This is a genomic window from Inhella sp. (assembly GCF_041912635.1).
GTDB lineage: Bacteria > Pseudomonadota > Gammaproteobacteria > Burkholderiales > Burkholderiaceae_C > Inhella.
Window position 1 is genome coordinate 1 of sequence record NZ_JAYRMO010000018.1, and the last position, 24,340, is coordinate 24,340.

Genomic DNA, 24,340 nt, shown 5'->3' on the forward strand with positions numbered 1-24,340 from the left:
GCACCTGCGGGTGCTTTTGCTGGGCTTGTTCGGCGTCGTGACACTGGCCGAGTGCCTGCTCAGCTCGCGATTAGCGCCCGACCCAATGGTGCCAGTCGGCGCGAACTGAGTTGTTCAGGGCCGACTAATTAAAACCCTAATGCAGCAAGGGCCCGCTATCGCTGGCCCTTGTCACATTTTCGGCAGTTGTGAAGCGCCCTGGCTTGATTTAGCGGGGGCGCTCCATCCTGCAGCGCGAGCCTGTCACAGCGACCGACCATGTACTGACCAGCGGGAGGCCTGCCCCCAGGCGGCGGCAAAGCCAGGCGTCACCTCCACCAAGGCCACCACCGCCACCGGGGCGGCCGAATCCACTGCGAGCCAGGCCTTGAGGGCACGCGGGTCGTGGTTGTCGAGGTTGACATTTGCCGTCACCACCGACCAGGCGGGCGCTTCTTCAAGAGCCGGCGTGCGCGGCGGCAGCGGCAACCAGGGCAGCCCCAGCACCACCAAGCCCAGCAGGGCGCGCCCACCGGCGTGCGCCAGCGCCCAAGGCGGACACAGCAAGCCGAGCAAGACCCAGCACCAAGCCCAGTGAGCCGCCAGGTCGGCCAGCCACGCCAGGGCGCCGGCGCCCAGCCATCGGCTCAGCCATGGGCTGGCCAGACCCACAAGACTCAAACCCAGCAAGACACGGCACCGGCTGCGCCAGCGCATGAAAAAAGGGCCCGCGACGCGGGCCCTCTCCAAGCGATGAAACAAAACGCGAAATCAGGCGAAGTTGCCCTGCGCGAATTCCCAGTTCACCAGCTTGTCCAGGAAGGTCTCGACGAACTTCTGGCGCAGGTTGCGGTAGTCGATGTAGTAGGCGTGTTCCCACACGTCGACGGTCAGCAGGGCCTTGTCGGCGGTGGTCAGCGGGGTGCCGGCGGCGCCGGTGTTGACGATGTCGACCGAACCGTCGGTCTTCTTCACCAGCCAGGTCCAGCCCGAGCCGAAGTTGCCCACGGCCGACTTCACGAAGGCTTCCTTGAAGGCGGCGTAGCTGCCCCACTTGGCGTTGATGGCCGCGGCCAGGGCGCCGGTGGGCTCACCACCGCCGGCCGGCTTCATGCAGTTCCAGAAGAAGGTGTGGTTCCAGATCTGCGCGGCGTTGTTGTAGATGCCGCCCGAGCTCTTCTTGACGATCTCTTCGAGCGTCATGTTTTCGAACTCGGTGCCCTTTTGCAGGTTGTTGAGGTTCACCACGTAGGCGTTGTGGTGCTTGCCGTGGTGGAACTCCAGCGTCTCGGCGCTGTAGTGGGGGGCCAGGGCGTCCTTGGCATAGGGCAGCGGGGGCAGTTGGTGTTCCATGTTCACTCCGGCTTGTAGGGGAAAGAGGGCGGCGATTCTAGAAACCCAGCTCGGCCTGCGGGGCCTGTGGGGTCACCTGCTCCACGCGCAGGGCGGCTTCGCCATCCGCGAGGCGGGCGCGCACGGCCTGGCCGCTGTGCAACTGGGTGGTCTGGGTGATGGGCTGGCCCTGGCCGTCATCCAGCCATGCAAAGCCGCGCTCCAGCACGCGCTGCGGGTTCAAGGCCTCCAGGCGGGCGGCGGCGCGCTCCAGCCGGTGGTGCAGAGCGTCCAGGCGCTGGTGGCCGGCCGAGCGCAGGCGCAGGGCGCGGGCGGGCAAGATTTGGTGCGCGCCATCCAGCCGGCGCTCCAGCGCCGCACGCAGGCGGCCTTCGGCCTGGTCCAAGCGGCGGCGTGGCGCCTCCAGGCGAGGCCGTGCCAGGCGCAGGGCCGCACGGTCCAGGCGCTGCCCCAGGCCGTCCAGGCGGCGCTGCACGCAATCGCCCAGGCGCTGCTGCCAGCGCGCCAGCTCGCGCAGCAGCGCCTCGCGTGCCGGCGCGGCCAGTTCGGCCGCAGCGGTAGGGGTTGGGGCGCGCAGGTCGGCCGCCAGGTCGCACAGGGTCACATCGGTCTCGTGGCCCACGCCGCAGACGATGGGCAGGTGGCTCGCCGCCACCGCACGCACCAGCTCGGGGTCGTTGAAGGCCCAGAGGTCCTCCATCGAACCGCCGCCGCGCACCAGCAGCAGCAGGTCCACTTCCTGGCGCTGCTGCGCCAACGCCAGCGCGCGCAGCAGCGCCGCCGGCGCCTCGGCGCCCTGCACCAGGCTGGGGTAGACGATCACCTCCACCTGCGGCGAGCGCCGCGCCAGCGTGGTGCAGACGTCGTGCAGCGCCGCCCCGCTGGCCGAGGTGATGACGCCGATGGCACGCGGGAAGGCCGGCAGTTCGCGCTTGCGGGAGGGGTCGAACAGGCCCTCGCGCTCCAGCTGGGCCTTGAGGCGCAGGAACTGCTCGTAGAGCGCGCCGGCGCCGGCGGGTTCCAGGCTGTCGGCAATGAATTGCAGCTCGCCACGTGGCTCGTACAGCGCCAAGCGGCCGCGCACGCGCACGCGCTGGCCGTCCTGCGGGGCAAAGCGCAGCTGGCTGGCCGCACGCCGAAACAGGGCCACGCGCAGCAAGGCGGCCTGGCCCTCAGCGTCCTTCAGGCTGAAATAGCAGTGGCCGGAGGCCGCACGGGTGAAGCTGGCGATCTCGCCTTCCACGGTGCAGGCACCGACGCGCTGGTTCAGGGTCTCGGCCAGAAAGGCCAGCAGCGCGGCCACGCTCCAGGCGCGGCTGTCGGGGTGGGAAAGCATGGGGTGCGGCAGCGCGGAGCCGGCGGCAAGCCCTTGGCAGTCATTGGCACAATCGGCGCCCACTGCGGGGCGAGGGCCTCGGGCTCTCGGAGGATGATTTTGCTGGCGATCTTACAAGCGGCGGGTTGGCCGATCTGGCCCCTGGTGGCCTGCTCCTTCGTGGCGGTGGCCCTGATCTTCGAGCGCTTCTACAGCCTGCGCGCCTCGCGCATCGTGCCCTCTGGGCTGCTGGCTGATCTGCGTCAGTTTGACCCGCAGCACATGCCCAGCGCGGATGTGGTGGGCAAGCTGGCCGGCAGCTCACTGCTCGGCCAGGTGCTGGCCAGCGGCCTGCGCGCCGTCATCGACGAGCCCCGCATCAGCGACCAGCACCTGCGCGAGCTGTTCGAGCGTGAAGGCCGCAATGCGGTGCGCCAGCTTGAGCGCTACCTCACCACCCTGGGCTCCATTGCCACCGCCGCGCCGCTGCTGGGCCTGCTCGGCACGGTGATCGGCATGATCGAGATCTTCGCCAGCCAGGCCCCCGGCACCGGCAATCCGGCCCAGCTGGCGCATGGCATCTCGATCGCGCTCTACAACACGGCGTTCGGCCTGATCGTCGCCATTCCGGCCCTGCTCTGCCACCGCCATTTCCGCGCCAAGGTCGAGGACTTCGAGCTGGAGCTGGAGAACGCCAGCGAACGCTTCTATCACCAGCTGACGCGCCACACCCATGCGGCCATCCGCGCCGCGCGCCAGCAGCACGGCAGCGCGGCTGAGCATCCCGAGTTCAAGAACACGGAAGTGGCGGCATGAAGTTCCGCATCCGCCACCGCGAGGAACCGGAGATCAACCTGATCCCCTTCATCGATGTGCTGCTGGTGGTGCTGATCTTCCTGATGCTGACCACCACCTTTTCGCCGCACACCGCGCTGCAGATCCGCCTGCCCCAGGCGGGCCAGGGGCCGGCCAAGGCGGCGCCGTTCGAGATCGTGGTCGCCGTCAGCCCGGACGGGCGCTACGCCGTCAACGGCGTCACCCTGGGTGCGGTGGGCGTGGAGCCCCTCGTCAGCCATATCCGCAGCGAGGCCCAGGGACACAAGGATGTGCAGGTGGTGGTGGCGGCCGACGCCCTGGCGCCGCACCAGTTGGTGATGAATGTGCTGGACGCCGCCAAGCGCGCCGGCGTGCCCAAGCTGGCCTTCGCGGCGCAGCAGGAGCAGGGCCGCTGAACACGCAGGCCTGGCTGCAGCGGGTGTGGGCCCGGCGCGGGCCGCTGGCCTGGGCGCTGCGCCCCTTGAGCGCGCTCTACCGCGCGCTGGCCGCGCGGCAGCGGCAGGCCTATGCGGCCGGCCGCAGGCCCATCGAACGCCCCGCGGTGCCCGTCGTCGTGGTGGGCAACTGGATCGTCGGCGGCGCCGGCAAGACCCCCACGCTGCTGACCCTGCTGCAACGCCTGCAGGCCTGGGGTTGGCGGGCCGGCGTGGTCTCGCGCGGCTACGGCCGCCGAAGCCAGGGCGTGCAGGTGGCCGGCCCCGGCAGCACGGCGGCCGAATTGGGCGACGAGCCGCTGCTCATCCACCGCCGCAGTGGTGTCCCCCTGGCGGTCGGCCAGGATCGCGGCGAAGCGGCCCGCGCCCTGCTAGCCGCCCACCCCGAGATCCAGATCCTGCTCAGCGACGACGGCCTGCAGCACCACCGCCTGGCGCGCGACCTCAGCATCCTGGTGTTCGACGCCCGCGGCCTGGGCAATGGCTGGCTGCTGCCGGCCGGTCCGCTGCGCCAGGATCACATGCCTCCTCCGCTACCGGGCAGCCGCCCAGCCCAGCTGGTGCTGTACAGCGAAGGCCAGGCCAGTACTGCCCTGCCCGGATTCGTGGCCCAGCGCCGTCTCGCGGGCGCCCTGCCCCTGGCCGACTGGTGGGGAGGCCCGCCGCAGCCCCTGGTGCCCCTGACCGAGCTGCGCGGCCGGCGCCTGCTGGCCGCAGCGGGCCTGGCACGCCCCGAGGCCTTCTTCCAGATGCTGCGCGCGGCCGGGCTGGACATTGAGCCCCTGCCCCTGCCCGACCATTTCGGCTTCGAGCAGTTGCCCTGGCAAGGGGACGCCGAGCTGCTGCTGACGGAAAAGGACGCCGCCAAGCTGCCGCCCGAACGCCTGGCGAAAGGCCAACGCGCCTGGGTGCTACCCCTAGACTTGCAGCCCGAACCCGCTTTTGACGCCGCGCTTCTGCAGCACCTGCAGCAACTGCTCGGCCCCGCCCCAAATGGATCCACGCCTGATCGAACTGCTGGTCTGCCCCCTGTGCAAGGGGCCGCTGCAACTCAGCCATGAAGGTGGGCAGACGGAACTCGTCTGCCTGGCCGACCAACTGGCCTACCCGGTGCGCGACGGCATTCCCGTCATGCTGGAAGGCGAGGCGCGCTCGCTGACCGAAGCGCCGCCGAGCGAGCGCCAGTGAGCTTCCATGTCATCGTGCCGGCGCGCCTGGCCAGCACACGCCTGCCGAACAAGCCGCTGGCCGACATCGCCGGCCTGCCCATGATCGTGCACGTGGCACGGCGTGCCGCGCAGAGCGGTGCGGCCCAGGTCGTCGTCGCCACCGATGCCCCCGAGGTGCTGCAGGCCTGTGCGGCACATGGCGTGCGCGCCCTGCTGACGCGGGCCGACCACCCGAGCGGTTCCGACCGTCTGGCCGAGGCCTGTGAGCTGCTTGGGCTCAACGGGGATGCCTGCGTGGTCAATGTGCAGGGCGACGAGCCGCTGATCGAGCCGGCCATGATCCGCGCCTGCGCCGACACCCTGAGGCAGCGCCCCGAGTGCGCGATGGCCACGGTCGCGCATGCGATCGAGGACGCCGAAGAGTTCCGCAACCCCAATGTCGTCAAGCTGGTCTGCGACGCCGCCGGGCGGGCGCTGTACTTCTCGCGCGCCCCGATCCCCTGGTGGCGCGACGGCCCAGCACCGGCCACTCCGCACGCCGACGCAGTGCTGCGCCATGTCGGCCTGTACGCCTACCGGGCCGACTTCCTGCGTCGCTTCCCAATGCTGGAGCCCAGCCCGCTGGAGCGCATCGAATCGCTGGAGCAATTGCGCGTGCTCTGGCATGGCGAACGCATCGCCGTGCACCTCAGCCCAGAGCGCCCCGGGCCGGGCGTGGACACCCCGGAAGACCTCGCCCGCGTGCGAAGCCTCATGGTCAGTCCGTAAGGGGTGCGCAAGAACCCCCATGAGATACTGCCGCGCCCTCTGAGCGAGGGCCCTTCCCCGTCAAGACAGGAACCCCATGCGACTGATTCTTCTGGGCGCCCCCGGCGCCGGCAAGGGCACGCAAGCCGCCTTCATCTGCAAGCAATTCGGCATCCCGCAGATCTCTACCGGCGACATGCTGCGCGCCGCCGTCAAGGCCGGCACGCCCCTGGGTCTGGCTGCCAAGCAGGTGATGGACAGCGGCGGCCTGGTGAGTGACGAAATCATCATCGGCCTCGTGAAGGAACGCATCACCCAGGCCGACTGCGCCAACGGCTTCCTGTTCGACGGTTTCCCCCGCACCATCCCCCAGGCCGACGCCATGAAGGCCGCTGGCGTGAAGCTCGACTACGTGCTGGAGATCGACGTGCCCTTTGAGGCCATCATCGAGCGCATGAGCGGCCGCCGCGTGCATGCCCCTTCCGGCCGCACCTACCACGTCAAGTTCAACCCGCCCAAGGTGGCCGGCCAGGACGACGAGACCGGTGAAGCCCTGATCCAGCGCGACGACGACAAGGAAGAAACCGTGCGCAAGCGTCTGGACGTCTACCAGGCCCAGACGCGCCCGCTGGTGGACTACTACTCCGGCTGGGCCGCGCAGGGCGACGCCAACGCCCCCAAGTACCGCCGCATCGAAGGCGTGGGTTCGGTGGACGAGATCACCGCCAAGGCCCTCGCTGCACTGCAGGGCTGACAAGCCCCGCCCGTTTTCCTAAGCTGGGTCGCCACAAGCGACCCAGTTTTCTTTTATCCCCACAAAGGAGCTCCGTTCATGGACATCAAAGGAAAAGTCTTCATCGTCACCGGCGCCGCCTCGGGCCTGGGCGAAGGCACGGCCCGCATGCTGGCGCGCGAAGGTGCCAAGGTCGTGCTGGCCGATCTGCAGGCTGAACGCGGCGAGGCCGTCGCCAAGGAAATCGGCGGCGTGTTCGTCAAGTGCGATGTGAGCTCGGCGGCGGATGCCGAAACCGTCGTCAACGCCGCCACCGCCCAAGGCAAGCTGATGGGCCTGGTGAACTGCGCCGGCATCGCACCCGCTGCGCGCACCGTGGGCAAGGAAGGCGGCCACTCGCTGGATCTGTTCTCCAAGGTCATCAATGTGAACTTGGTGGGCAGCTTCAACATGATCCGCGTCGCCGCCGCGGCCATGAGCAAGAACGAGCCCGAGAGCACGGGTGAGCGCGGCGTGCTGATCAGCACCGCCTCGGTGGCCGCCTACGACGGCCAGATCGGCCAGGCTGCCTACGCCGCTTCCAAGGGCGGCATCGTGGGCATGACCCTGCCGATCGCCCGTGACCTGGCACGCAACGGCATCCGCAACATGACCATCGCCCCCGGCATCTTCGGCACCCCGATGCTGTTCGGCATGCCCAAGGAAGTGCAGGATGCGCTGGCCGCCAACGTGCCCTTCCCTTCGCGCCTGGGCACGCCCGAGGACTACGCCAAGCTGGTGCACGCCATCGTCACGAACGAAATGCTGAACGGCGAAGTGATCCGCCTGGACGGCGCTATTCGCCTGGCACCGAAGTAAAGCCACGCCAGCAGCAGGCACAAAAAAGGGCGCCCCGCGGGGCGCCCTTTGCCTTTGGCGGTGAGCCGATTACTTCTTGACCGAGCGGCTGTGGATGAGCCACAGGCGGGCGATCTCACCCACGCCGTCCGAACCCTTGATGCCGCGCCAGGCAGCCTGGGCCTTGGCAGTTTCGCCACCCATGAAGTGAGCCAGACCCAGATAGAGCTTGGCATCGTCCTCGCGCTTCAGGTTGCCCTTGGCAATGCCTTCCTCGATCAGGGCGATGCCGCCCTTGACGTCGCCGCGCTGCGCCTGGGCCAAGCCCAGCGGGATCAGCGCATTGCCGTCACTCTTGACTTCCTTTGCAGCAGCCACGGCCGCGGCATGCGCATCCTTGACGGCGGCCACGCGCTTGGTCATGAAGTCCTTCAGACGCTTGTGGCGGTCGGCATCCTTGCCCTGGCCGAGCACACCGGCGGCGTAGCCGGCCTCCACGACCTTCATGCCTTCGTCGGCAAAGCCGGCCTGCGCCGCCGTTTGGGACATGTCCATGTAGTCAGGCTCGCCACGCATGTTGCCGGTGGCCAGACGCAGGCGGAAGACATCCAGCACCAGGCGGTCGCTGAAGCCCTTCTTCTGCTGAATGCCGGAAATGGCGGCTGCCCAAACTTCCTTGCTGGGGTAGTAGGTCAGCAACTTCTCGACGCCCAGACCATAGGCGTTCTGATCCTTGGCCTTCTCGGCCGCGCTCATCAGCAAGCCAAGCTTTTCCTTGCTGGGCGCCTGGCCGGCCTTCTCGGCGGCATTGATCTCGGCCAGCGTGTCCTTGATGACGGCACCCATGTCGCCCGAGAGGAATTGCGCGCGCGTCTGGATCGCCTTCATCGCCGCGCTGTTGCCGCCTTCCTTGAAGTAGCGGTTGGCCCAATTCAGGGCCTGCGCATTGGCGTTGATACGGCCGTAGGTGCCGGCAATTGCTTCGAGGTACTGCAGGTTCTCCGAACCACCGAGCTTGCCGGCAGCCTTCAGGGCCTCGTAGGCACGGACCATGGTGTCGGGCTCGGCAGCGCCCTGGGCGCCGGCAAAGCGCATACGTTCGATGAGCGCGTTCTCGTCGGCCGAGCGGTTGGCCACGCCTTCGGCATCGCGCAGCTTGGCCAGGGCTTCCTTGTACTTGCCGCCCTTGAGCAGGCCCTGCACGGCCGTCAGGTGCTTGCCCAGTTCGGCGCTGACCTTCGCCTGCGCCTGCGCCGCACCGATCAGGCTTAGACCGCCTTCCCCGCCCGCGCCCAGGCTCAGGCCCAACACCGCCACCATGCAGGCGGCCAAGGTCTTCAGCTTCATTGTTCTCACTCCAGAAATGAAAAACGCCGTCCGGCGCGGAGCACCGGACAGCGCGTGGTCAGGCGCCAACGGGCATTCCTTACAGGAACTGCTCGTTGCCCACCATGCCCAGTTTCTTCAGGCCGATGCGCTGGGCCGTGGCCATCACATGCGCCACATGGCCGTAGTCCACCAGCTTGTGCGGCTTGATGTGGATTTCCGGCTGATCCGCATCTTGCGAGGCGGTGGTCATGCGCGGCTCCAGCACGGCCTTCTCAATCTGTTCGCCGTTCCAGAACAGCGTGCCGTCGAAGTCGATGAAGATCTCGACGATCTTCGGCTCCGTCGGCGGCGTCGGGTTCTTGCTCGGCACCGGCATGTCGAGGTTCACGGCATGCAGCTGGATGGGGATGGTGATGATCAGCATCACCAGCAGCACCAACATCACGTCGATCAGCGGCGTGGTGTTGACGTCCATCATCACTTCTGGTTCGTCGCCACCCGAGCTGCTTCCAACATTCATTCCCATAACTTCACTCCTGGCCTCAACCGCCGCGGGCCGGCGGCTCGGTGACGAAGCTCAGCTTCAGGATGCCGATCTGCTGGCAGGCAAAGATCACCTTGCCAACCGCTTCGTAGCGCGTCTTCTCGTCGCCGCGGATATGCACTTCGGGCTGAGGTTCCATCTTCGCGATGCCGCGCAGACGGTCCTTCAAGTCGTCATTGCTCTTGATAAGAGCCGTGTTCCAGTACACATCACCGTCCTTGGTCACGGCCAGCTCGATGTTCTCGGGCTTGGTCTGACGAATGACGTTGGTTTCCTTTGGCAGGCTCAGGGTCACCGACTGCGTGACCACCGGAACGGTGATCAGGAAGATGATCAGCAGCACCAACATCACGTCCACGAGGGGCGTGGTGTTGATGGCCGAGACCACTTCGTCTTCGCCGCCGGAACTTCCGACGTTCATCGCCATGATGAGTCTCCGGTTTCCGAAGCGGCGATCAGCGCTTGGAGATCTGACGGCTGCCCATCAGCACGCCATGCAGGTCGGCGGCGAAGGCACGCACTTGACCCATCACGGCCTTGTTGCGGTTGACCAGCCAGTTGTAGCCCAGCACGGCCGGCACGGCCACGCCCAGACCAATGGCGGTCATGATCAGCGCGGCGCCCACGGGGCCGGCCACCTTGTCGATCGAGGCCTGGCCGGCCACGCCGATGGCGGTCAGGGCCTGCAGAATGCCCCACACGGTACCGAACAGGCCAATGAAGGGGCTGGTCGAACCGACGGTGGCCAGGAAGCCCAGGCCGCCCTGCAGCTTGGCATTCACTTCCGACACGGCGCGGTCCACATTCATCGTGACCCAGGTGTTGCGGTCGATGTTCTCGGTCAGCGCGCCTTCGTGATGCTCACTGGCTTCCACAGCGGTCTGGGCGATGAAGCGGAAGGCACTGCCTTCGTTCAGGGTCTTGACGCCGTCGGCCAGCGAGGACTTCTTGAAGAAGTTGGCGCGCACTTCGCGAGCCTCGGCACCAATCTTGTGGGTGTCCCACAGCTTGGTGAACATAATGAACCAGGAACCAGCCGACATGATCACCAGGAGGGCCAGCACGGCCTTGTCGACGATGTCGCCGTGGGTCACCAGGGCCATCAGGCCATAGGGATTCTCCCCGGCTTCCTTGGCAGCAGCAGGCGCGGCAGCAGGAGCAGGAGCTTCAGCCGGAGCGGCAGCTTCGGTCGTGGCTGCCGGCGCCGAGGCGGCGTCTTGGGCAAAGGCGGGGGCGGCAACCAGGCTCGCAGCAACAGCGAGAGCCGCGAACAGGGCAGAGAAACGAGAAAGCATGGAGTGAACTCCTACGTACGAAATCTAGATTGCGGCGTTGTGCCTAGAGAGCGGGCGCCCAGCTTGGACGCCCGAGACTGCAGCGGTCAGGCCGCTTATTCGATCTTGAACACGAATTCCTGTTCAAACACACCGTCCGTCGTGCACTTGTATTCGCGCACGGCGTTTTCGATGGCAGTGATCAACTGACGTTGGGCGCGTCGGTCAGGCACGCCGCGCTTGACAGCGACCTCAACGGCGACAACCCGACCGCCCTTGACGGTGCCGAGCACCTTGTACTCCGCCACACCTTCGTAGTTGATACCCGGCATTTCCGGCTTGACGAGCGTGGGGCACAGCATGCCGGCCGACACCTTGCCTTGCGGAGCAGGTGCCGCAGGGGGCGCCTGAACCGGCGCAGGCGGGGGCGCCGGGCGCACATCGACTGCGGGGGCCGGCGTCGTGTTCTGCACCACCGGCGCATTAGGCGGCGGCGGGGCCTGCACTTGAATCTCCGGCACCGGCACAAATGGCGGTGGGGGCGCCTTCAAATCCGGGGGCGGCGGAACAATTTTCTCGGGTTCAGGAGGGGGCGGCTTGACCTCCTCAATGACCTTGGTCTCGATCGGGCCCTTGACGGCCTCGACCACCTTGCGCGCCAAGCCCGATGCCAGCGCCCAGATCATCAGCACGTGCAGCAAGATCACGATGCCGAAGCTGGTCATGCGCGAACCGGCCTGGTTCTCCTGCGCAAAATTCATGCGCGCTCCTTCAAACCTGCAAACAGACGCCCGCAGACGCCAAAAGCCAGGCTCGGGTCCAGCAACCGCCAGCGCCCTCACCTACCGACTCAGCGCCTTTTCAAGCGCGAAGACTGCAACCGCCGCAGCAAAGCTGCTGAACAACGTTGCAAAGCCGGGCATCATAGGTGACATCCCAATACAGTCTTTAAGGGTTAGCCAGAACCCATACCAAATGCATGTGCGCCGCCCAGGGCCACGCCTGAAGCTTCGCAACCCACGGAGGACGCAGGCACTACAGCGGCAGGCCGTCGTCAGGAGCGAAGTTGCACTGCATTGGGCGTCATAAGACTGCAATACCAGCGCAAGACCAACCCGTATCGCTCTGCAGTGCCGGATGACCCATGAAGCGGACAGTCAGGGGTCACCAGCCGCACCCTCTCCTGCAATGCACCCCCTGCTGCGCAGGCTCGACTGTGACCAGCCTCCGTCACACCTCATGATCACTCAAAGGACCTCCACACCCGGCTGAACACCGGAGCAATGCCGGCGATACGGCTCCATATACTGGCTGGCTTTGCCAATACATGATTTGGAGACGCAAATGTCTGTTGTGTCGCGCGCGCTCTGCGGAGTCGCATTTGGCCTCGTAGCGCTGCTAGGTGGGCACCATGCAATGGCGGCTACCAAGCCGGCCGAGATTCCAGTCGAGGACTTCTTCAGGGTGCCCGCCATCCTGAGGCCCGCACTATCTCCGGACGGGAAGCGCATTGCCATGCTGGTACCGACCTCCGAGGGTCGCAAAGGCTTGGCCATCGCTCGCGTTGAGACGCCGAAAAAGTTCGTAGGGATTGCCCAATTCAGTGATGCGGATGTCGGGTCCGTCCAGTGGGTCAACAATGAGCGTTTGGTCTTCTCTGCCGCACAGATGGACGCCGCAGTCGCGGACCGGCTGGACGGCGGCCTATACGCGATCAATGCGGATGGCACGGAGTACAAGTGGCTGATTGAACGAGGCTACGCGACCCATACGGTGGGCGCGACGTCAGGCACCAAGCCACTGCCCAATCGGTTCCGGCTGCATTCACTGACCCGCGACGGCAGCGATGACGTTCTCGTCCAGCAGTTCTACGAGTTCTCGGGCGACCAGAATGTGGATCCGACCTCTCGCCTGGTGAGACTGAACACCAAGGACATGACCTACAAGGTCTTGCCGGCGGGCGACGTGCCGCCCTCGACGATCGAGTGGCTGGCAGACACCAAGGGAATGCCGGCCATTGCCATCAGCACCAGCCGCAAGTCCGAAATGGCAGTGAATTGGCGCAGCTGGAAGGGTGGATGGGAAGAACTGGCGCGCTTCGACATCTTTGATCGCAGCGAGAACCGCATTGACCCGGTGGCTGTCGACTATGACGGCACGCTGCTGGTATTGGCCTACTCGGGCAATGCTGAACAGACCAAGGCGCTGTATCGCTACAACCCGACCACGCGCCAGCGCGCTGCACAGCCACTGGTCACCATCGCGGGCTTCGACTTTGATGGCGCGCCCATCTTCGACCGCGCGAGCAAGAAGCTGCTCGGCTTCCAGTTCCTTGCCGAGACCACCGGCCAAGTCTGGCTTGACGCTGACATGAAGGCTCTGCAAGCCGCCGTCGACAAGTTGCTGCCAAACACCAACAACTTGATCCAATGCACGGCAGCCTGCACCAGCGCGGAACACCACATCGTGACTGCAGCCTCCGATCGCCAACCCCCGACCTATTTTTTGCATGAGCGCGCCAGCAACAAGTTGACCTTCCTGGGCGCCACATACCCCTGGTTGGACTCGCGTCTGTTGGCAACTCAGGAATACCTGCGCATCAAGGCTCGTGACGGCATGGAATTGCCGCTCTACTACACGAAGCCTCAAGGCAAAGGCCCATTCCCCACCGTGGCTCTGGTCCATGGCGGTCCGTACGTGCGCGGACACCAATGGGGTTTCTCGCCGGAGGCTCAATTCCTGGCCTCTCGCGGCTACCTTGTCCTGGAGGTCGACTTTCGCGGCAGCGAGGGCTACGGCGACCGGCACCAGCGTGCGGGCTGGAAGCAATGGGGCCTGGCGATGCAGGACGACGTGACTGACGCCGTACGCTGGGCGATTGGTCAAGGCCTGGCAGATGCCAAGCGCGTTGCGATCGCGGGCGCCAGCTACGGCGGCTACGCCACCATGATGGGACTGGTGAAGGAACCCGAACTCTTCAAGGCTGGCATCAACTGGGTTGGCGTGACCGACATTGAACTGATGTACGAGGTTGGCTGGAGCGACTTCATGGGCGGCAAGTGGATGCGCTACGGCATGCCGAAGATGGTGGGCGATCCGACGGCGGATGCAGCGCAGCTGGCCAGTACGTCGCCATTGAAGCGCGCAGCCGAAATCAAGCAGCCGGTCTTGATGGCATACGGGGAAATGGACTCCCGCGTTCCGCTACCTCACGGCAAGAAAATGCTGGATGCGCTGAAGAAGGCCGGCAACCAGGATGTCGAGCTGATCGTCTACGAGGGCGAGGGCCACGGCTTCGGCCTCGCCAAGAACCGCTTCGACTTCTACCGGCGCATGGAAACCTTCCTCGCCAAACATCTAAACTAAAACGCTGTTGACGACCACTGGTCGCAGATTCGGCGCCAACCCGCACCCGCGCGTTGGCGCTTTTTTCATTCTCCCTCACAGCCCCACGCAGCCCCATGAAGAACCCCATCGCATCGAGCCTTCTTTTCGCTTCGCTCCTGGTCACCTTGCCCAGCCATGCCGAAAACAAGAAGGCCACACCAGCGCCCGCACCCAAGGCCGAAAAGAAGATGACGCGTGAGGAACTGCGCGCCTGCATGACGCTGCAAGCCGATGCGAACGCGCTGCACACCGACCTTGAAGCGCGCAAGGCGACGCTCAAGACGGAAAAGGACCAAATTGCCCTTGAAGCAGAGGCCCTCAAACCAAGCAAAGCAGCCCTGGACGAGCATGTGACCCGCCTCAAGGATTGGCAGGCCAGGATGAAGGAAATGCAGGCCCAAATTGAGAGCTGGAACACCCGACGCGCCGAACTAGAAGAACAGAAGCCACGCAATCTTGATCGGCGTCGCCTCGAGATGAGCGACGAGCAAAAGGCTCTGAACAAAAAGCAAGCCGCGCTGGTGTCGGAGCGCGATGCATTGGTGAAGGCTTACGAAGATGCCGTGGCCGCTTACAACGAGCGTGCTCAGAAGCAGCAGGCAATGGCAGTCGATTGGAACAAGCGAAACGACGCGGCCGCCAATGACGCCGATCGGCTGTTCGAAATGCGCCAGGACTATGCAGCGGACTGTGCCAAGCGCAAGTACAACGAAGAAGACGAGATCGCAATCAAGCGGGGCAAGTGATGACGGCCCCCACTGCCACGCGCGACTGGGGCGACAAATTGATGGCCGCCCAAGTCGCACTTCGACGCGGGGAGCTCAGCCGGGCCCTACCTCTGCTTGAAAGCATTGCGGCGCTAGATCCGCTGGCCTTCGAACCCCGCTATCTGCTGGCTGTTGCGCTGCAACAGGCTGGCCAGGCTGAGCGTGCCTTGATCTGGCTGCGAGAAGCAATCGCCCTTGAGCCCAGGCACGCGGAACTCAATTTGCGCCTGGCCGAGTCGCTGGCCCAGGTCTCGAAGTTCGACGAAGCGGCGCTGGTGCTGCAAGCGTTCCTGAAGCGAGTACCTGACCACGCAGTGGCCTGGCTTACCCTCGCGCAGACCTTGGACGCAATCGGCCAGGACGATGCAGCAACGCGCGCTGGCTGGCAGGCCATCCGCAGCGCCCAAGCCAAGGGCCAGTGGATCAGCGCCGCAACCACGCCGCCGAGTTGGCACAACCTTGTGCGCAATTGGTTGGCACGGGTCGACGGCGTACGTCGGCAATGGCTCATGGATGTCTTGGACGCGCAGGTACAGACCCATGGCCGCGCCGAGATGCAGCGCTTCGCCGACTGCATCCACCACTACTTGGGCGAGGCTCCGCACTTGGGGCCCAGTGATCCGCACCAGCGTCCAAAGTTCTTGTACTTTCCACACTTGCCGGGTGGTCCGTATCACGATCCTGCATTGCAGCCCTGGAGCGGGCAGTTGGTCGAGGCTTGGAAGGACCTGCGCGCTGAAGCGCTACGCCTGCGTGAGGAAGATACGGCATCCTTTGAAGACTTCCTCGGTCTGTCCGCCGACTCGGACAAGTCCGCCTATATCGGCGGCACGGGGGCACAACCGGCCTGGGACGCCTTCTTTTTCTATCGCCACGGTGAGCGCTACGACGCCAACCACCAGCGCGCCCCTAGAACCAGTGCACTCCTCGATTCAATAGAGCTCTGCCGTGTACCCGGACAGGCACCAGAAATTTGCTTCTCGGTACTCACACCGGGCTCGCACATCCTGCCGCACTACGGAACCACGAACACGCGCTTGGTGTACCACCTGCCATTGATCGTTCCCGCAGATTGCGCGCTAAACATCGTTGGGCACGGTGAGCATGCTTGGCAGGAAGGTCAACCGATGATGTTCGACGACACATTCAGGCACGAAGCTTGGAACCGCTCGGGGCAGACGCGCATCGTGCTCCTAATGGACTGCTGGAACCCCCATCTGACAGCGCCCGAGCGCAGTGCGGTACTCGCATTGGTCGGACGCATCTCGGCGCTAGAGGAGCCGCCCCTCTAGAGCGAACGAAGCAGTTCGCAGCAAAGATGGTCGGAACAAGGGCGCAGCGAGAGGGTCGCGCGTTGCTCGTTGGCGGAGGACGAAAGCAGGGCCCAAGATTGCTCGTGAGCAACGGCGTGAGTGGATCGGCCTCGCAGCACGTGCGATCCAGGGCGCGCGATGTACCCAGATCGTTCGCTTGCCGATAACGCTAGCAACAGAAAAAGGGGGCCGAAGCCCCCTTTTTCAGATAGGCAGGGACTCAAGCCCCCGCCTGGTTTCGTCTCGGTTTCCCGATCAGAACTTCATTTCGATACGACCGTAGTACTGACGGCCATAGGCGTCGTACAGGTAGTAGTTGAACGGCTTCTGGTCATAAGGCGAACCCACCAGCGCCGGGAACTTCTCGGTCAGGTTGTTGACACCCAGGATCAGCTTGGCACCCTTGAGCGGGGTATCCCAGGCGAACTGCATGTCGTGGGTGGTGTACGTGGGAACGTAGTCGCCCTCACGATCACCGTTCTTGCCGATCACGTTGATGTTGTACTGAACGGCAAAGCCACCGAGCTTCCACGAGTTGGCCAGAACGGCGCGATGCTTGGGCGAACCAAACGTGCCGTTGTAGTCCACGCCATCTTGCTCAGCCTTGGTGACGCGCGAATAGGTCAGCTCGTGCGAGAAATTGCCGATGCCAGCCCACTTGTGCGAGAACAACACGCTGGCGTCGAAACCACCGTAGTTCAGGACACCTTCGTTGGAAGAGCCGCTGACGATCTGCAGAATCGCGCCGGTGCTCGGGTCGCGACGGATCGACAGGCCTTCCGGAATCGGCAGCTTGCTGTCGCCATTGTCACGATCGACGATCTGCTGGGCAGACACGAAGTTGATCACGTCATGGATCTTCGTGTGCCACACGTCCAGCTTGGTGCTCAGGTTGGGCATGACATCCCACACCGCCCCAATCGACCACTGCTTCGACTTCTCCGACTTCAGGGCCGGGTTCGAAATGCGCAGACCATTGATCTGGAACTCTTCGGTCTCGCACTCGGCTGCCGTGAAGCCACCATCGGCCAAGCAGTGACGCGGGTCGACCACGGTGTCAGCGCTGAAGGCAGGCTTCTGGTTCAGCTCAGGTAGCGTCGGGGCACGGAAGCCCTCGCCAGCCGAGGCGCGCAGGGTGAGGGAGCGCATCGGCTGGTAGCGCACCGAAACCTTCGGCGAGAAGTCGTTGCCGTAGTCGGAGTACTTCTCGTAACGGCCGGCCACCGAAGCTTCCAGACCCTTCATGATCGGGAACAGCACTTCGACGGTGCCGGCGCTGACGGTGCGATGACCTTCAGCCGAGCTACCCGAGCTGCCCAGGACTTCACCGGCTTCGCTCAGCGAGTCGTAGATGTCGGCGTACTGCTGCAAGCTGCGATCCAGGCCGACGTACATGCGTGCAGCACCGTTGCCCATCTGGAAGAGGTCAAACGAGGCGTTGGCGAAGTAGTCGGTCTGCGCCCACAGGCCATCACGGCCCGTGGTGGTCGTGATCGACTTCAGCACTTGATCCGAGTTCAGGAAGGGGTTGTCGACCTGGTACACGCCATTGTTGATGGCGGCCGTAGCCAGGCCCTTCACGATGAAGCCACGACCAATTTCCTGGTACTTGGAAACGGTGCGACGGACACCCATGTCAACGTCCATGCTGCCGACGGTGCCTTGGAAGCCGGCGGTGTAGTCCGTCAGGGTTGCATCCGTGCTGGTATCGCGGTTACCGGCAGCCGCAAAGCGGTGAGCCAGGAACACCGGCTGCGTGAAGTTGTAGCGGTTGGCCAGCACGCTGCCCGGGGTCACCAGGATCGAGTCCGGCACCGGTGCATAGCGGCCGAAGCTGGTGTTGTTGGTGCTGGAAACGTTCAGGTACGCATTCCAGTCCGAATTGATGCGGAACTCGCCGCGCGCAAAGATCGACTTGGCACCGGTGGCGGCTTCGTCAGCGGCCACCAGGTTGAAGTCGTAACGGCAACGGCCCGTTGCATCGACGTAGAAGCCCTTGTCCGGGAAGTCGCAGGTGCCGGCCTTGCCGCGCGAGCCACCACCCGAGATGTTGGGCAGGTATTCGCCACCGCCAATGTCGATGGCCTGGTAGAAGTGGTTCGAGTACGACGAAGCGCCCTTGGGAGCACCCCAGGGATAGTCACGCACCCAGATGATGTCGCGGCTGGTGCGCGAGGCACCCATGACGACACGGCCCTTCTCGCCGGTGATGCCCAGAATGGCCGAAGCTTCTTCGCGGTTGCCACCCTTGATCGAAGGGTTGGTCTTGCCGGCCATCAGATGAACGCCTTCGAAGTCCTTGCGCAGAACAACGTTCACCACGCCACCAATGGCGTCCGAGCCGTAAATGGCGGAAGCGCCGTCGGTCAGGATTTCGATGCGCTCAACGGCAGCCATCGGAATCGAGTTCATGTCCGCAGAGTCGCCGACGTTCGGAGCCTTGGCGACGCGACGGCCATCAACCAGCACCAGGGTCCGGTTGCTGCCCAGACCACGCAGGTTCACGCCGGAGAACGATTGAGCAGAACTACCCGACTGAGGGCGGAACTGACCCGTCGAAGCGAAGGTCGAATTGCGAATGAATTCAGCGACGGTGGTCGAACCGGAGGCTTCCAATTCGGCACGGGTGATCACGGTCACAGGCAGCGCGCCTTCGGCGTCAGCGCGCTTGATGCGCGAGCCGGTCACTTCAATGCGCTCGAGCTTTTGTGCTTCTTGGGCAAAGGCGGGCATCGAGGTGGCCAAAACGCCACCGCCGACGGCCAGCAGCACGCTGGCGCACACCTTGGTCTTCTTGAACATGGAATCTCCTAGGGGAAAGGAAGCAAAACCCTCAAGGCCCGATTCAAAAAAATCGTGCCGCCTCTGCTGAGGGCATCGAGCGATTCTCAGGCTAGAGGTCACGGTGTTCGCCCGGGGCTTCCCCAAGCCACGCCACTTCGCCGGGCCACCTGCAATCGCAACGGCTCTCACAATGGCAGCAGAAGCCGACAAAAACATGAACTTACAAACACAAGACCCCCGTCAATCAAACTTTTCCCTGCAGCCAATGCCGCCTCGCCGATGGCGCCCCCGCCCCGCTGAGCGCCCGCAAATGTTGCCAACTCACAACAGCCTCAGAATTGCAAGCCAACCCACCTAGTGAATGCCCTTGGACCTACAGGGGATACGAAGGCAGCCTGCGCGGCGGAGAATCGCGCGATGCGTTCATGTTCGAGAAGTTTGAATGAGTAGTGACCGCCCCCAAGTTTGGTCCCGCTATTGGGCGACCGGCGCGCTGCACTCTTGCCACGGCAGCTTCGACCAGCAGTACGGCGGGGCGTTTGAGTCCTTTTGGGGCCGCGTCGCCGCCGCACTGCCACTCGGAGCGCGAGTTCTGGACCTGTGCACCGGCAGTGGAGCCCTGCCACGCCTGTTCGCGTCGTTGCGCCGCGAAGACGCCGCATGGCGCTGCGACGGAGTCGACTTGGCCGACCTTCCCCCTCCGGGCCGCCTTGGACTCGCCGACAGTCGCATCCATTTGCATTCACGCACGTCCGCCGAGGCCCTGCCTTTCGACTCGGCCTGCTTCGATCTCGTCGTCAGCCAGTACGGACTAGAGTATTGCGACCTCGCCCTCGCCCTGTCCGAGTCGCTGCGCGTGCTCCATCGGCACGGGCGATTGGCCTTGGTACTGCACCACGCCGAATCTCTGCCAGTGCGGCTGGCGCGGACCGAGTGCAGTCACATTGAAGGCCTGCTCGCCACGGACGGGCTGTTGGATTTGGCAGCCGGCATGCAAACCTTGCTGATGCGTGCGCGTACGCCAGAAGGCCGCATCGCACTCGACAACGACTCCGCAGCATTGGCGCTACGTGATCGATTCAATGCCGCCCAGGAGCAGATCGAACGTGAGATCGCCACCAGCTCCTGCCCGGATGTGCTGCATGAGGCGAGGCAGGCCATCATGCAGGCATTTCAGGCGGGTCCGGCCGGAAGCGCACAGCTCCAGGCCTATCGCCAGCAGTTGCAGGACGCTCAGCTTCGCCTTTCCGAACTCGTGATGCATGCGCTCGACGAGGCCAAGCTGTCGGAACTCGAGGCACAGCTGCAGGCAAGTGGGCGCAACACCCAGCGCGCCCTCCTTCAAGAGCGCGGCCAATTGATGGCATGGTCGCTGCAGGCAGGCTGACACTTCAGGCGCCAACCTGCAGTCAGATGGCCATGTGCTGGCCGCCGTAAGGGCAGTTCGAGCTTGAACGGTTCACACGCACACTCCTGCCGCGTGGTTCACACATGCCCCCAGGCCACCAGCACATCGCGCCCCTGCACCACCAGTTGGGCTTTGGCACCGACCGGCAGGCAGACCTTGGTGCGGACGTGGCCGAAGGGCAGCCCTTGCAGAATGGGCACCGACGTGCGTGCCTGCACCGCGGCCAGCGCATCCTTGAGCTTGTAGCCGCCGTCGAGCGGGCTGGGTTTCCAGCCGCCGCAGTCGCCGATCAGCACCGCCTTCTGCGCCGCCAACACCCCAGCTTGCTGCAGCTGCAGCAGCATGCGTTCGACGCGGTAGGGGTGCTCGGCGACCTCTTCCAGAAAGAGGATGCCGCCCTTGATGCGCGGCCAGTGGGGCGTGCCCAGCAGCGAGCACAGCATCGTCAGATTGCCCCCCCAGAGCAAGCCCTCGGCCTCGAAGCCGTTGTGTGGCTGGGTGCCGCGCGCAGCGCCCGTCTCACGAAAGCCGATGGCCTCCAGCTCGCCCTGCATCGCCTCGACGAAGCAGGCCTCGGTGATGTCGTCCACCCCGCCCTGCGCGGCCGTGCGGCCGAAGTCATCGCCCGCCAGCGGGCCCTGCCAGCTGACACCGCAGCCCCGCGCGTGGGCCAGCAGGCCGAGCTGCAGAGCACTCAGATCGCTCATGCCGACCCAGCGCGTACCGCGCTCGACCGAGCGGGCCAGCAAGTCCCAGTCCACGCGGTCGAGCAGGCGCGTGAGGCCATAGCCGCCACGTGAGGCCAGGGCAACGGACACGCCGCTGTCGGCCACGCGGTGGATGGCTTCGAGACGCTGCTCATCCGTGCCAGCGAAACGCTGCTGGCGCAGCAGCGCCGATTCATCGAGCGTGGCGCTGAAGCCCAGGCTCCCGAGGTGCTTGGCCGCCCGGCGCAGCTGCGCTGCCTCGCGGTAGACGCCGGCAGGGCTGTAGATGCTCAGGGACAGGGGCGCTTGCGCGCTGCCGTGCGGGTGGGCTGGGTGGCTCATGGCTCAAAGGAGGACGGGAGTTCGGTGGCTTCGCCGACGGGAATGGCTTCTGGCGTGCCGCGGCGCGCGGCGCGGCGTTCACGCGCCTGGGCGCGGCGCTCGGCAAAGAAGTCGCGCAGCAGCTGCGCGGCGGGTTCGGCCAGTACACCACCTTGAATGCGCGTGTGGTGGTTGAGCAGGGGCTGGGCGAACAGGTCGACCACCGAGCCGGCCGCGCCGGTCTTGGGGTCGGCGGTGGCGTAGACGATGCGGCTGAAGCGAGCGTGCATCAGTGCCATCGCGCACATGGCGCAGGGCTCCAGCGTGACGAAGAGTTCGCACTCCGGCAGCCGGTAATTGCCCAGCAGGGTGGCGGCATGGCGCAGGGCCACGATCTCCGCATGCGCCGTCGGGTCGTGGGTGGTGATGGGACGGTTGTAGCCGGTGGCGATCAGCTGGCCTTGGCGCAGGATCACCGCCCCGACAGGAACCTCGCCCGCCAGCCAGGCATTGTGCGCCTGGTCCAGGGCCAGGCGCATGGCGTATTCGTCCTGCGGCTGGGGTGGGGTGGTGTTCAGGGCGTGGCCTCGCTGGCGCGCTCGGCGCCTTGTTGCAGCAGGCCCTCGACCTGCTTGCCCACCGCCTGCGGCAGGGCCTGGGCCGGAGGCGCGGCCGAAGCCGCCGTGGCGCCCGGCGCAGGCGCCGGAACCAGCACCTTCGTCTGCTGCTTGACCAGCACCAGCACCACGGCCAGCACCACCAGCATCATCACCACCCCAAACACAGCGCGCATCGCAGTTCCCTCAAGCAGCAGCGGCCCGCCGGGGCCGCTGGTCGCCCGACGACCGGGCCTGCGGCGATTGTGCCGCTCTCCCCAGGCACCGGTTAAGGCTCCGCCCCGATCAGAGGCGCCAGGCGATCGGCCTGGGTGGCACGCCGAATGGCGGCCCGCAGAGCTTCGATGCCGCCGCGCGGGTTGGGGGCCAGCAGGCAGTAGGTCTTGACCTCATCGATGACCGCCACCACCCGCAAGCGCTGCGCCGCTGGTAGCGCGCGGTTGTAAGCGCGCAGCACCAGCTCATTGACCACCGCCACGGGCGAGCGCCCCCGCTCAAGCTTGCGCAGCAGGGCAGACTGGTTGGGGGCGTCGTCCCGACGCAGGCGGCCAGAGTCGAAGTCGGCTTGCAGGGTCGAGTAAAGGTAGCCGTGCACGGTACCGACCACCAGGCGGCGGGCGCGCAGGAACCCAGGCCAATCCAGGCTGGTGGTGGGAGCAGCCACCAGCACATCACGCAGAGTGAGCAGGGGGACACTCCAGCGGCGCGGATCGGCCACCGGCTGGCCCCACCACGCCGGGTTCATCGGGCATTGCAAGTCAATGGCACCGCTCTCCAGGGCCTGCGCCACGCGCAGTGCCGGCAGGCTGTGAAGTTCGGCCGGGCGGCCGGCCTCGCGCGCAATGGCCTCAACGAGTTCGACGAGCACCCCGCCCAGGCGGCCGTCGGCCCCCTGGGTGACGAAGGGCGGCCCCCAGGTCTGACCGATCGCGAATCTCAAGGCTGGCGCGTCTGCCCAGGCGGATGGTGCCGCGCCCAGCAGGGCCAGCGCCTCCCTGCGCTGCATAGGCGGAGTCTAGGCGGATAGCATCCTGGCCATGGAATCCCTTGCCTTCGACTACACCCGCCAGGACGCCGCCGGCACGAGTTGCACGGCGCAGGCCTGGGCCCAGGTCCCCGACCCCGTCAGCCCCGACCAGGCGCAAGCCCTGAAAGCGCAGGCCGCCGAGCTGCTGCGCGCGCGTGGCGCCGTGCTGGTGGCGCACTACTACGTCGACGGTCATCTGCAGGATCTGGCCCTGGAAACCGGCGGCTGCGTGGCCGATTCGCTGGAGATGGCGCGCTTCGGCCGCGACCACGCCGCCCAGACCCTGGTGGTGGCCGGCGTGCGCTTCATGGGCGAGACCGCCAAGATCCTGTCGCCCGAGAAGACCGTGCTGATGCCCACGCTGGAAGCCACCTGCTCGCTCGACCTGGGTTGCCCGGCGGACGATTTCGCCGCCTTCTGCGACGCCCACCCGGACCGCCAGGTGGTCGTCTACGCCAACACCAGCGCCGCCGTGAAGGCGCGCGCTGACTGGATGGTGACCAGCAGCTGCGCGCTGGAAATCGTCGGCCATCTGAAGGCGCTCGGGCACAAGATTCTCTGGGCGCCCGATCGGCATCTGGGCCGCTACATCCAGGAGCAGACCGGTGCCGACATGCTGATGTGGCAGGGCGATTGCATCGTCCACAACGAGTTCAAGGGCATCGAGCTGCAGCTCCTGAAGGAGCAGTACCCGCAGGCCCTGGTGCTGGTGCACCCGGAAAGCCCGCGCGCCGTGGTGGAACTGGCCGATGTGGTGGGTTCGACCTCGGCGCTCATCAAGGCTGTGGTGGAAGGCCAGGCGCAGGACTACATCGTCGCCACCGACAACGGCATCCTGCACCGCATGCGCCAGCTCGCGCCGGGCAAGAACCTGATCGAGGCGCCAACCGCAGGCAACGGCGCCACCTGCAAGAGCTGCGCGCACTGCCCCTGGATGGCCATGAACGGCCTGCGCAATCTCATCAGCTGCCTGGAGTCCGGCAGCCCCAGCATCGGCGTGGACGAAGCGGTGCGCCAGCGCGCCCAGGCCTGCATCACCCGCATGCTGGACTTCACCGCCCAGCTCAGGACGCGCGCCCCGCTGCAATCGGGGATGGGCGCGGCCTGATCCCCAGCCGGCAGGCGAGCGGCTATAACCCCAACAAACTCGGAGGATCCATGGCCAACCCGGACTTCACCCAGCTCTACAACCACCACGAGCGCGAGGTCTTCGCGGCCGTGATGGACGCCGCGCCGGACTATCCGGACATCGCCATCTCCAACGACCTGCTGTGCGACGTGGCCTGCGTGGCCCTGAACCGCATGCCGCCGCGCTATATCCGGCATGCGGTGGACTTCAGCTTCTACCTGACCGAGCACGAGCGCCTGGAGATGGACCAGGGCATCGTCGATGCCGTGGCCTACGCCTTCAATTTCGTCGGCGCCCGCATGGCCATGCGGGCCAAGCAGGGCTGAAGT

The 24,340-nt window shown here is 65.7% G+C and carries 26 protein-coding genes; 13 read left to right on the forward strand and 13 right to left on the reverse strand.

What is annotated here, in order from left to right:
- Positions 1-243: 243 nt before the first annotated feature.
- The 3 genes from ACE3QP_RS11935 to xseA form a co-directional block, all read right to left on the reverse strand.
- A complete protein-coding gene (locus tag ACE3QP_RS11935; RefSeq protein ID WP_374436321.1) occupies positions 244-660 on the reverse strand; it encodes a hypothetical protein in 417 nt (138 codons plus the stop codon).
- Between the two features lie 90 nt (positions 661-750).
- The gene (locus ACE3QP_RS11940) at positions 751-1,332 is read right to left on the reverse strand and encodes a superoxide dismutase (RefSeq protein WP_374436323.1); all 582 of its coding nucleotides are present in this window, start codon (positions 1,330-1,332) and stop codon (positions 751-753) included.
- 37 nt (positions 1,333-1,369) lie between these two features.
- Positions 1,370-2,668, reverse strand: a complete 1,299-nt coding sequence (gene xseA / locus ACE3QP_RS11945) for an exodeoxyribonuclease VII large subunit (protein WP_374436325.1) — start codon at positions 2,666-2,668, stop codon at positions 1,370-1,372.
- Positions 2,669-2,767: 99 nt separating this feature from the next.
- Here xseA and ACE3QP_RS11950 point away from each other — a divergent pair, with 99 nt between their 5' ends.
- From ACE3QP_RS11950 to ACE3QP_RS11980, 7 genes are all read left to right on the forward strand, one after another.
- Positions 2,768-3,463, forward strand: a complete 696-nt coding sequence (locus tag ACE3QP_RS11950; protein WP_374436327.1) for a MotA/TolQ/ExbB proton channel family protein — start codon at positions 2,768-2,770, stop codon at positions 3,461-3,463.
- Positions 3,460-3,879: a biopolymer transporter ExbD gene (locus ACE3QP_RS11955; protein WP_198111482.1), complete on the forward strand. Its 420-nt coding sequence runs from the start codon at positions 3,460-3,462 to the stop codon at positions 3,877-3,879. The genes ACE3QP_RS11950 and ACE3QP_RS11955 overlap by 4 nt, the downstream gene beginning before the upstream one ends.
- 23 nt (positions 3,880-3,902) lie before the next feature.
- Entirely contained in the window at positions 3,903-4,979 is a 1,077-nt protein-coding gene (gene lpxK, locus ACE3QP_RS11960) for a tetraacyldisaccharide 4'-kinase (RefSeq protein ID WP_374436329.1), read from the forward strand.
- Positions 4,912-5,106: a Trm112 family protein gene (locus ACE3QP_RS11965; protein ID WP_198111483.1), complete on the forward strand. Its 195-nt coding sequence runs from the start codon at positions 4,912-4,914 to the stop codon at positions 5,104-5,106. Before lpxK ends, ACE3QP_RS11965 begins: the two co-directional genes overlap by 68 nt.
- Positions 5,103-5,855, forward strand: coding sequence for a 3-deoxy-manno-octulosonate cytidylyltransferase (gene kdsB / locus ACE3QP_RS11970; RefSeq protein WP_374436331.1), 753 nt, complete (start codon positions 5,103-5,105; stop codon positions 5,853-5,855). The genes ACE3QP_RS11965 and kdsB overlap by 4 nt, the downstream gene beginning before the upstream one ends.
- Before the next feature lie 76 nt (positions 5,856-5,931).
- Positions 5,932-6,588: an adenylate kinase gene (gene adk / locus ACE3QP_RS11975; protein WP_374436333.1), complete on the forward strand. Its 657-nt coding sequence runs from the start codon at positions 5,932-5,934 to the stop codon at positions 6,586-6,588.
- A gap of 78 nt (positions 6,589-6,666) precedes the next feature.
- On the forward strand, positions 6,667-7,425 hold the full coding sequence (locus ACE3QP_RS11980) for a 3-hydroxyacyl-CoA dehydrogenase (RefSeq protein WP_374436335.1): 759 nt from the start codon (positions 6,667-6,669) through the stop codon (positions 7,423-7,425).
- 69 nt (positions 7,426-7,494) lie between these two features.
- Here ACE3QP_RS11980 and ACE3QP_RS11985 read toward each other — a convergent pair whose 3' ends face one another.
- The 5 genes from ACE3QP_RS11985 to ACE3QP_RS12005 all read right to left on the reverse strand — a co-directional run bounded on the left by ACE3QP_RS11985 (position 7,495) and on the right by ACE3QP_RS12005 (position 11,312).
- On the reverse strand, positions 7,495-8,751 hold the full coding sequence (locus ACE3QP_RS11985; RefSeq protein ID WP_374436337.1) for a hypothetical protein: 1,257 nt from the start codon (positions 8,749-8,751) through the stop codon (positions 7,495-7,497).
- Between the two features lie 79 nt (positions 8,752-8,830).
- Complete coding sequence (locus ACE3QP_RS11990) at positions 8,831-9,259, reverse strand: ExbD/TolR family protein (RefSeq protein ID WP_374436338.1); 429 nt, start codon at positions 9,257-9,259, stop codon at positions 8,831-8,833.
- A 16-nt stretch (positions 9,260-9,275) separates the two neighbouring features.
- Positions 9,276-9,704 carry an ExbD/TolR family protein gene (locus ACE3QP_RS11995; protein WP_374436340.1) on the reverse strand — a complete coding sequence of 143 codons (429 nt, stop codon included), beginning with the start codon at positions 9,702-9,704 and terminating at the stop codon, positions 9,276-9,278.
- Between the two features lie 28 nt (positions 9,705-9,732).
- Positions 9,733-10,380: a MotA/TolQ/ExbB proton channel family protein gene (locus ACE3QP_RS12000; RefSeq protein ID WP_374436342.1), complete on the reverse strand. Its 648-nt coding sequence runs from the start codon at positions 10,378-10,380 to the stop codon at positions 9,733-9,735.
- A gap of 287 nt (positions 10,381-10,667) precedes the next feature.
- Complete coding sequence (locus ACE3QP_RS12005) at positions 10,668-11,312, reverse strand: energy transducer TonB (protein WP_374436344.1); 645 nt, start codon at positions 11,310-11,312, stop codon at positions 10,668-10,670.
- Between the two features lie 583 nt (positions 11,313-11,895).
- Here ACE3QP_RS12005 and ACE3QP_RS12010 point away from each other — a divergent pair.
- The 3 genes from ACE3QP_RS12010 to ACE3QP_RS12020 all read left to right on the forward strand — a co-directional run bounded on the left by ACE3QP_RS12010 (position 11,896) and on the right by ACE3QP_RS12020 (position 15,997).
- On the forward strand, positions 11,896-13,917 hold the full coding sequence (locus ACE3QP_RS12010; protein ID WP_374436346.1) for an alpha/beta hydrolase family protein: 2,022 nt from the start codon (positions 11,896-11,898) through the stop codon (positions 13,915-13,917).
- A gap of 95 nt (positions 13,918-14,012) precedes the next feature.
- On the forward strand, positions 14,013-14,684 hold the full coding sequence (locus ACE3QP_RS12015) for a hypothetical protein (protein ID WP_374436347.1): 672 nt from the start codon (positions 14,013-14,015) through the stop codon (positions 14,682-14,684).
- Positions 14,684-15,997: an aspartyl/asparaginyl beta-hydroxylase domain-containing protein gene (locus ACE3QP_RS12020; protein ID WP_374436349.1), complete on the forward strand. Its 1,314-nt coding sequence runs from the start codon at positions 14,684-14,686 to the stop codon at positions 15,995-15,997. Before ACE3QP_RS12015 ends, ACE3QP_RS12020 begins: the two co-directional genes overlap by 1 nt.
- A gap of 276 nt (positions 15,998-16,273) precedes the next feature.
- Here the strand turns inward: ACE3QP_RS12020 and ACE3QP_RS12025 are convergent, their stop codons facing one another.
- Positions 16,274-18,820 carry a TonB-dependent receptor gene (locus tag ACE3QP_RS12025; protein WP_374436350.1) on the reverse strand — a complete coding sequence of 849 codons (2,547 nt, stop codon included), beginning with the start codon at positions 18,818-18,820 and terminating at the stop codon, positions 16,274-16,276.
- A 424-nt stretch (positions 18,821-19,244) separates the two neighbouring features.
- Between ACE3QP_RS12025 and ACE3QP_RS12030 the strand changes: the two genes are divergently transcribed.
- A complete protein-coding gene (locus tag ACE3QP_RS12030) occupies positions 19,245-20,189 on the forward strand; it encodes a class I SAM-dependent methyltransferase (RefSeq protein ID WP_374436351.1) in 945 nt (314 codons plus the stop codon).
- 98 nt (positions 20,190-20,287) lie between these two features.
- On the opposite strand, the gene ACE3QP_RS12035 is transcribed toward ACE3QP_RS12030, so the two are convergent.
- The 4 genes from ACE3QP_RS12035 to ACE3QP_RS12050 form a co-directional block, all read right to left on the reverse strand.
- Positions 20,288-21,259, reverse strand: coding sequence for an LD-carboxypeptidase (locus ACE3QP_RS12035; protein ID WP_374436352.1), 972 nt, complete (start codon positions 21,257-21,259; stop codon positions 20,288-20,290).
- A complete protein-coding gene (gene tadA, locus ACE3QP_RS12040; protein WP_374436353.1) occupies positions 21,256-21,777 on the reverse strand; it encodes a tRNA adenosine(34) deaminase TadA in 522 nt (173 codons plus the stop codon). Before tadA ends, ACE3QP_RS12035 begins: the two co-directional genes overlap by 4 nt.
- 35 nt (positions 21,778-21,812) lie before the next feature.
- Positions 21,813-22,031 (reverse strand): hypothetical protein, encoded by a 219-nt coding sequence (locus ACE3QP_RS12045; protein WP_374436354.1) that lies wholly within the window; start codon positions 22,029-22,031, stop codon positions 21,813-21,815.
- Between the two features lie 92 nt (positions 22,032-22,123).
- Positions 22,124-22,861: a substrate-binding periplasmic protein gene (locus ACE3QP_RS12050; RefSeq protein ID WP_374436356.1), complete on the reverse strand. Its 738-nt coding sequence runs from the start codon at positions 22,859-22,861 to the stop codon at positions 22,124-22,126.
- A gap of 31 nt (positions 22,862-22,892) precedes the next feature.
- On the opposite strand from ACE3QP_RS12050, the gene nadA reads away from it, so the two are divergent.
- Positions 22,893-23,990, forward strand: a complete 1,098-nt coding sequence (gene nadA / locus ACE3QP_RS12055; protein WP_374436357.1) for a quinolinate synthase NadA — start codon at positions 22,893-22,895, stop codon at positions 23,988-23,990.
- Between the two features lie 50 nt (positions 23,991-24,040).
- Positions 24,041-24,337, forward strand: coding sequence for a late competence development ComFB family protein (locus ACE3QP_RS12060; RefSeq protein ID WP_374436359.1), 297 nt, complete (start codon positions 24,041-24,043; stop codon positions 24,335-24,337).
- The last annotated feature ends 3 nt before the right edge of the window (positions 24,338-24,340 follow it).

Coding starts and splice junctions, on each gene's coding strand:
- ACE3QP_RS11940 (WP_374436323.1), bottom strand. CDS start 1,332: ATGGAACACCAACTGCCCCCGCTGCCCTATGCCAAGGACGCCCTGGCC.
- ACE3QP_RS11985 (WP_374436337.1), bottom strand. CDS start 8,751: ATGAAGCTGAAGACCTTGGCCGCCTGCATGGTGGCGGTGTTGGGCCTG.
- adk (WP_374436333.1), top strand. CDS start 5,932: ATGCGACTGATTCTTCTGGGCGCCCCCGGCGCCGGCAAGGGCACGCAA.
- ACE3QP_RS11980 (WP_374436335.1), top strand. CDS start 6,667: ATGGACATCAAAGGAAAAGTCTTCATCGTCACCGGCGCCGCCTCGGGC.
- ACE3QP_RS12060 (WP_374436359.1), top strand. CDS start 24,041: ATGGCCAACCCGGACTTCACCCAGCTCTACAACCACCACGAGCGCGAG.
- ACE3QP_RS11955 (WP_198111482.1), top strand. CDS start 3,460: ATGAAGTTCCGCATCCGCCACCGCGAGGAACCGGAGATCAACCTGATC.
- ACE3QP_RS12025 (WP_374436350.1), bottom strand. CDS start 18,820: ATGTTCAAGAAGACCAAGGTGTGCGCCAGCGTGCTGCTGGCCGTCGGC.
- ACE3QP_RS12005 (WP_374436344.1), bottom strand. CDS start 11,312: ATGAATTTTGCGCAGGAGAACCAGGCCGGTTCGCGCATGACCAGCTTC.
- ACE3QP_RS12035 (WP_374436352.1), bottom strand. CDS start 21,259: ATGAGCCACCCAGCCCACCCGCACGGCAGCGCGCAAGCGCCCCTGTCC.
- ACE3QP_RS12030 (WP_374436351.1), top strand. CDS start 19,245: ATGAGTAGTGACCGCCCCCAAGTTTGGTCCCGCTATTGGGCGACCGGC.
- xseA (WP_374436325.1), bottom strand. CDS start 2,668: ATGCTTTCCCACCCCGACAGCCGCGCCTGGAGCGTGGCCGCGCTGCTG.
- ACE3QP_RS12015 (WP_374436347.1), top strand. CDS start 14,013: ATGAAGAACCCCATCGCATCGAGCCTTCTTTTCGCTTCGCTCCTGGTC.
- ACE3QP_RS12000 (WP_374436342.1), bottom strand. CDS start 10,380: ATGGCCCTGGTGACCCACGGCGACATCGTCGACAAGGCCGTGCTGGCC.
- tadA (WP_374436353.1), bottom strand. CDS start 21,777: ATGCGCCTGGCCCTGGACCAGGCGCACAATGCCTGGCTGGCGGGCGAG.
- ACE3QP_RS11995 (WP_374436340.1), bottom strand. CDS start 9,704: ATGGCGATGAACGTCGGAAGTTCCGGCGGCGAAGACGAAGTGGTCTCG.
- nadA (WP_374436357.1), top strand. CDS start 22,893: ATGGAATCCCTTGCCTTCGACTACACCCGCCAGGACGCCGCCGGCACG.
- ACE3QP_RS11990 (WP_374436338.1), bottom strand. CDS start 9,259: ATGGGAATGAATGTTGGAAGCAGCTCGGGTGGCGACGAACCAGAAGTG.
- ACE3QP_RS12010 (WP_374436346.1), top strand. CDS start 11,896: ATGTCTGTTGTGTCGCGCGCGCTCTGCGGAGTCGCATTTGGCCTCGTA.
- ACE3QP_RS11965 (WP_198111483.1), top strand. CDS start 4,912: ATGGATCCACGCCTGATCGAACTGCTGGTCTGCCCCCTGTGCAAGGGG.
- ACE3QP_RS12050 (WP_374436356.1), bottom strand. CDS start 22,861: ATGCAGCGCAGGGAGGCGCTGGCCCTGCTGGGCGCGGCACCATCCGCC.
- ACE3QP_RS12045 (WP_374436354.1), bottom strand. CDS start 22,031: ATGCGCGCTGTGTTTGGGGTGGTGATGATGCTGGTGGTGCTGGCCGTG.
- ACE3QP_RS12020 (WP_374436349.1), top strand. CDS start 14,684: ATGACGGCCCCCACTGCCACGCGCGACTGGGGCGACAAATTGATGGCC.